Genomic DNA, 7,074 nt, shown 5'->3' with positions numbered 1-7,074 from the left:
AGAGCATGTTGGTTGAATTGGGGCATGCAGTCGTGGCAAGCCCTCCGATGCCATATCGGCTCTTGAAGCTGGCTGAGGGTCATGGGTAATCAGGTCGTGAAAAGTTAGATTTGAATTCATTTGAGGAGAGGATTTATCGTGCATTGAGATCTATATTTGGTGCTGAGCTGGATGATGTCCGTATTGGAGACCGATTCTACGCATACAAACTCAAACGGCGGCTGGCAACTCGCAAGGAGAAGGTTAAGTTGGGGCGACTGATTGTGCGCATAATCCCTGAGCTAATCCCTGCCATCATGAGCTATCCGAAGCGGCACCCTGAAGAGTTAAGAACCTGTCGGAAATTGTTCCAATGTGTGAAGGCTAAGAAACGACTGGCTGAGATTGGTCCACAACTAAGGAAGGTGCGAATAAGTCACCAAACATAAAAATGCGCCCTTGTAAGTATTTGAATTTAATGAACTAAATTTTTCTGTTTCGTTGTGGAGGGTGCTTATTCGCACCCTCCCTAGGTTTTACTCTGAAATCTAAATAATTCCAGTTGCTTATCCTCCAGAGGCCGATAGGGTCGGCAAACCTATATCCAGAATTGCTTTCTAAATCCTGATTGTTCGAGTAGAACTTACGGATTTTTCGGTGGTGTGAGCTCCACTTCTCTTTTCAAGTCAGTACCTGATTATGGTTTTTCTCCATTTTCAACTGATCAATGTATAACCAGTTATGGTATAACTCGGTTCACGGACAGCCTGGGTTGAGCGGAATACCTCAATTTTAATCGCGACTCAATCGCTTGTATCGTGAAATAGAATTGAGTTTCCCCCCGTTTCTTCAACCTTATATATGGCTGAATCCGCCCACTCAATGAAGTCATAAGGATCTCTTTCGTCAGCATTGAATACGGCAACACCGATACTCGCGGTGCAATGGTGCTCAATCAAAATATCAGGTTGACTATCACAACCTAAATCAAATTTATATGGAGCAGACAAAGCAGCTAACAGTTTTCTTGCTATAAGACCAGCTTGATTAGTTGCTTCTGCTTTATCCGTACTTAACCAACGAGCCAATACCACAAACTCAGCACCGCCGAATCGAGCCACTGTATCTGTTTCTCGTACACTATTTTTTAGTCGGCTGGACACTTCAAGCAGCAATAAGTCACCAGCAGATTTCCCATACTCATCATTGAGCGATTTGACGTTATCAACGTCAATAAATATCAATGCTGCATGGCGGGCACTACGCTTATTTGCTGCAATAACCTGGTTAAGTCGCTCAGTAAAAAGATTACGATTAGGAAGTTTTGTCAGCATATCGTATAAAGTGAAATTGTAATTAATAACAGCTGCATGCTTCTGATCGCTGATATCCTCAATGATCCCCCAAAGAATGTTCCTTCCGTCAACTTCTGAAAGAATGATGCCGCTTACCCTTACGGGGTAACACGTTCCATCTTTACGAATTAATTCTTTGTCAATTGGCCCAAAACGGCCAATGCGATTGAGCTCTTCTATCTGCGCAATCACCTGGTCTTCATATTTTTTTGGTATGAGTTTCCTATAGTTAATATTTAAAATATCCTCTCGTGTATATCCACATGATTTTAAAATAGAGCTATTTACTTCGAGGAGCTTTCCGCTAGCACAATCTATCATGGCCATGCCAATAGGTGAATGTTCGAAAAGAAATCGAAACTTCTCTTCTGCATGTGAAATCTTCAGCGTGCTGCTGTCTGAAATGTCAATTATATTCATCTCGAGCTAACCCTAAATAACAGTTCCAAATAGTAGAGGTCTGGGGGAGGGCACTCAGTCCCGGTTGTGCGATCTTAACAATCCCCCCCCCCCAATCCTCCGCCGCCATCATACGTGTTGGGTGTTACTCATCAAGCCAGAACCCAATTTCGCGTGAGATAGAATCCATCAATGTCTGCACTCTCTGGCTCAATTCAATGATCCTGTCCAACTGATTCTGACGGGCCGCCACTTCCAGCTGAGCCGCCTCTGCCGCCAAGGCAGATTGCCCGACCATGCGGGCTGACCCAGTAATGCGATGTGCGATCCCCACCAGAGCTTGGGTATCCTGACGTGCCAGCACCTGTATCATCGCCTCGCCATCTTTACGATTAGAATCCAGATATTCCCGCGCCATGTCGCGTGCTAGGGAGGGTGCGAATAAGCACCCTCCACAACGAAACAGAAAAATTTAGTTCATTAAATTCAAATACTTACAAGGGCGCATTTTTATGTTTGGTGACTTATTCGCACCTTCCCTAATTAACTTTATGATACGTAATGAGTTATCTGTGGGGTAACCGAACGACTAGCTATGCACACCAGTATTGATCTTCTGATTGGGGAGATAACACATCTATGATAACAGCTCTCAGTAGCATCAGACTCCAAGCTTGGCTTTATGTTCTGTTAATCTACAGTTTCATGTCAGGCTTGTTGAGTCTTACGGCGTATGCTTGGCCTCATTTGAACATACCAGAAGGATTGATGGTAACCATGGAGGGTGCCCTTGCCTTGGTGCTTGGCGGTGTCGTCATGGTGTCTCTGATGATGGGTTGGAAATCAATTCGAATCATCACGAGTCTGCTGCTGTTAGTCATTGTCAGCTATAATATATTGCATAATTTTCTGGCAGGACCTGACGATCATTTATCCATACTAACTGGTCAGCATCGCCTCAACTCTGCTCCTGCCATCTACATAATACTCTCGGTGGCGGTCGTCCTTTTCGAAGTAAAAAGTCAATCTGGCCGCAGGTTTGGTATCTTCATCGGCGCGGTGGGAATATCTATCGGTATCATTACTCTAATAGCACATTTAACGAGCGGCAACAGCCCATTCATCTTTGGTTTCTCCCGTGGAGCCAGCCTCTTTTGCTTGGTGTTTGGTTTATCTCTACTCATTCTCTGCCATATTGCACGCAGTGAGAACACTAGGATTAACACACCAGCAGCAGCTATAGGTGCACTCGGAGCAATTGGTACGTTTACACTGCTGAGTGTAGCCATTTGGGGCATTCATCTTCAACGACATCGTTTAGCAAATGCTCTTGCTTATTACCAGTCAACCGTATTGGAGCAAGAATTGAATACTTCAGCTAATTTGATTGAGCGATTAGCTGATCGATGGGCCATACTTGACCTTGATATACCTGAATCTCTCAAGCAGACTGAGCTAACTCGCTACTTTCAAGATGAGCCTTCACTTAAATCGCTTCTTGTAATTGGAGAGGATAATAAAGAAATACTTAATGAAGCTAGAACCATAGCGGATAAGAAATGGTTAACAAGCCAGGTGAAAAAATTGGATGTTTCGCAATGGATTAATTCCATTCGTGAGCAGAAACGTTCTGATGCTTGGCTCTTTCCAGACAGCACTCATCCATTAGATGCAATATTTCTGACTATACCTGGGGGGGCTGGTGGAGGAGTATTTATTGCAACGTTCAACATTGGAGATATGCAACCGCCGATAAGTAATATAATTTACCACGATTTTGAGGTCAGAATAGCATCTGAACATGACAATATTTCAGATAATGAATGGCATATTCATGATAATGACAATAATATCTATGAGTATAAAAAGACTCTGGTCCCTGGTGGGGCAGCGATAAGCATAACAGTGATAGGCGGTGCTGTCGACATGTTCAGCCTGCCTGGTATCTTACTTCCTTGTATACTTTTTTTTGGATTGTTCATAAGCTATCTACTGACAGCAGGAAGAATTATAACGGCGATACAGAAACAAAATGCTCGTGAGTTAAGTATCGAGGAGCAACGATTCAGCTCTCTATTTTTCCAATCGCCTTATGCTATTTTCGAATTTTCGAAAGACGGCCGCTACGTATCTCTTAACGCCAAAGCTAAGGCGATCACTGGCATTACTGAGCAAGATCTCGATGTGCTTTGCTACGACAACGTCCTCAGTGCTAGTACAATTAGTGACGTAGATTATCGAACATTTGACACCTCATTCAAAAAAGCCATTAATGGCTCTACACAGATATTCAACGTGAAGTTTCTCAATATTGATGGTTGCTGGAGAAATTACGAATTTTCATTTGTACCAATATTAGTCGATGACGCTGTCGTCGGATTATATGCCGTAGTTAAAGATGTCACGGAAAGGTTACTTGCCCAAGAAAATCAGCGGATACTGACGAAGAGTTTGGAGTCCAGCGACAGTGCTGTTTTAGTGGTTGACGTCAGCACGAAAATGATGCCCATCACCTTTGCCAACACGGCATTTTCGAATATTACGGGTTACAGCCGTGAAGAGGCTTTCAATAGTACATTTCCTGCCATCATCAATTCCCTAAAAGGCGCGGATAGCACAGATATAATCAGCAGCGTCATCGAAAAAGCCGAGGCTAAACGTTTCACTATCAAGAGCTATCGGCGAGACGGAACTCCTTTCTGGAATCAATTATCTCTGACACCTGTTAAAGATGATAGTGGTATTGTGACCCACTACACGACGATCATGAAGGATGTTTCTGAAAAGAGGGAACAACAAAATCAGCTCGCCTACCAGGCAACCCATGACGTTTTGACTGGCCTAGCTAATCGCTCTTTACTTGAAGACCGCTTAGAGCACGATATTGCTCTAGCAAAGCGCAGCGGTAAATTGGTTGCGATATTGTTCATTGACTTAGATACGTTTAAACCAATTAATGACACTCTTGGCCATCGCATTGGCGATGAAGTACTTATCAGTGTCGCTCGTCGACTGCAAAGTGTTACACGCAATACTGATACGCTTGCCCGCTTTGGTGGTGACGAGTTTGTGTTATTGCTGCCAAACTTGGAAAGCCAACAAGACGCGGAGGTGGTTGCAGAGTTGCTCCTCAGCGAGATAAGTCAAGTACACCAGATTGGTGTCCACGAGCTATATGTGACAGCTAGCATCGGCATCAGCTTCCTAACGGAGAACATAGACATATCAGCCAAAATGCTGCAGCAGGCTGATATGGCAATGTACAAAGCGAAACAACACGGTAGGGATACGTATGTTTCCTATTCCGATGACTTAGATACAAAACTATCCAAGCGCGTAATACTGCGTAATGAACTACAGGAAGCCATCAAGGCTGGACAACTATTCCTTAATTACCAACCCCAAGTGAATCAGCATGGAGAAATATGTGGCCTGGAGGCATTGATTCGCTGGAAACATCCTAACAAAGGTCTAGTCTCCCCTGCTGATTTCATTCCGATTGCGGAAGAGACCGGTCAGATTATTCATCTAGGACGCTGGGTTACAACTCAGGCATGTAAAGACGCAAAACAGCTCTTGGATATGGGTATTCTTAAGGGACGCATGGCAGTAAATTTGTCCCAATTACAGTTTCATCGGCCGGGATTTATGACAACTCTACTCGGAATTTTGAATAGAACCAACCTTCCACCAACGTACCTAGAGCTAGAGCTCACTGAGAGTATTTTGATGCGCAATAGTGAAGGAGCCATTGATATTCTTCGTGAACTAGAAAGCAAAGGTATCACCACCAGCATAGACGACTTTGGGACAGGATACTCCAGCTTCAGCTATTTGAAAGATCTTCCCGTAGAGAGTGTCAAAATTGATAAGAGCTTTGTAGACAGCGTTCTTTCCGACAGAAAGGATGCCGCTGTGTGCAAAGGTATCATCACAATGGCTGGGGAAATGGGGATAAGAGTGATTGCCGAGGGTGTAGAAACCTGCGAACAGTTCGAACGACTGAAAAGCTATGGCTGTGAGGCTTTTCAGGGATACTATTTTGCAAAGCCAATGGCATTTGATGATTTGATTACATGGATACAATCCAATGAAATTTGTGCGATAAATTCATCTATCTGAATACTCCTATCTTATTTAGGGTGTACAGATCTAGTTATCACCTGACACCGGCCTCAAACCGGTGTCTTGTTTACGCTACTTTAGTGCGCACTTCCTTCGGTATCAATTTCAGACCCTTCTTGAACATGCTGTAGGGGGTCTGACCCTCCATCATCCTGCCCTGATGTGGCCGCTCGGTGTTGTAGTGTTCCAGGTAGCTATCCAGGTCTGTCTGCATCTGTTCTACCGACTCATACCAGGTCGTCCTCCCCTTGATACGGAAGTGCTCATCCAGCAGTGTGCGGTGCAACCGCTCGATAAAGCCATTGCTCTGCGGCCTGCGTACCTTGGTGGTCCGGTGCTCAATCCCCTCCAGTTGCAGGAACAGCTCGTAGGGATGATGGTCTGGGCGCCCACAGAACTCGCGCCCGTTATCTGACAGGATGGTATAGACCAGAGCCTCATGGGCTTCGAAGAACGGCAGTACCGTTTCATTGAGCACATGAACCGAGGTCACCGGCAGCTTGCTGGTGTAGAGCCGTCCCCAGGCATGGCGACTGTAGCAGTCCAGCACGGTTTGCAGATACACCTTGCCAACCCCCTTGAGCGCGCCGACGAAGAAGGTGTCAACCGCCACCAGTTCTCCGGTGTAGTGGACCTCAATCTGGCGTTCGCGAAACTCGGGGCTGAAGCGTTCTAACAGGCGGATCTGCTCGTCATTGAGCTCAATGGTCTGCTCCCGGTGGGTTTTCTCGAGGCGCAACAAGCGGTCATGCTTGGAGAGCAAGTCGTGACGTTGCCACACGCCACGCACACCGCCTGCACTGACGTTGATGCCTTGCAGAGCCAGTTCTTGCGCGACCCGCAGCGGGCCATGGGTTGGTCTGGTGAGAGAGTAATCGAGGATGGCTTGCTCAATCTCGGGAGCGACCCGGTTGGGATGAGCGCCTTTACAGCCGGGGAGTTTGTCGAGCAAGCCCTCGGCGCCATAGGTCTGGTAGTTACGGCGAATTTCGTAGAACTGCTGACGGCTGTAGCCGATGAGCTTGCAGGCTTTGCTGACATTATTGAGCTCTTTGGCGAGCTCTAGCAGGCTGAGTTTGCGACGTGCTACTTTCTCGTTGGTGGTCATACGGTGACTCCGGATAACACGGTAGGGGTACCGTTTTGTTATCCGGTTTGAAGCCGTATGACCACTCCCTTTTGTGGGCAACTGTCAGGTGAATACCATCTCCATACA

At 45.8% G+C, this 7,074-nt stretch carries 4 protein-coding genes; 1 reads left to right on the top strand and 3 read right to left on the bottom strand.

What is annotated here, in order from left to right:
• Positions 1-782 precede the first annotated feature (782 nt).
• Both AB5Y68_RS01475 and AB5Y68_RS01470 read right to left on the bottom strand, forming a co-directional pair.
• The gene (locus tag AB5Y68_RS01475) at positions 783-1,754 is read right to left on the bottom strand and encodes a diguanylate cyclase (RefSeq protein WP_368206889.1); all 972 of its coding nucleotides are present in this window, start codon (positions 1,752-1,754) and stop codon (positions 783-785) included.
• Between the two features lie 124 nt (positions 1,755-1,878).
• A complete protein-coding gene (locus tag AB5Y68_RS01470) occupies positions 1,879-2,151 on the bottom strand; it encodes an Hpt domain-containing protein (RefSeq protein ID WP_368206888.1) in 273 nt (90 codons plus the stop codon).
• Positions 2,152-2,510: 359 nt separating this feature from the next.
• Here AB5Y68_RS01470 and AB5Y68_RS01465 point away from each other — a divergent pair, with 359 nt between their 5' ends.
• The gene (locus AB5Y68_RS01465) at positions 2,511-5,855 is read left to right on the top strand and encodes an EAL domain-containing protein (protein WP_368206887.1); all 3,345 of its coding nucleotides are present in this window, start codon (positions 2,511-2,513) and stop codon (positions 5,853-5,855) included.
• Positions 5,856-5,925: 70 nt separating this feature from the next.
• Here AB5Y68_RS01465 and AB5Y68_RS01460 read toward each other — a convergent pair whose 3' ends face one another.
• Positions 5,926-6,966, bottom strand: coding sequence for an IS481-like element ISAs19 family transposase (locus tag AB5Y68_RS01460; RefSeq protein WP_368206886.1), 1,041 nt, complete (start codon positions 6,964-6,966; stop codon positions 5,926-5,928).
• Between the last annotated feature and the right edge of the window lie 108 nt (positions 6,967-7,074).

Source organism: Aeromonas sp. R6-1 (assembly GCF_040908165.1).
In the GTDB taxonomy this organism is placed as follows: Bacteria; Pseudomonadota; Gammaproteobacteria; order Enterobacterales; family Aeromonadaceae; genus Aeromonas; species Aeromonas caviae.
This window is presented reverse-complemented; position numbering and strand designations above follow the sequence as displayed.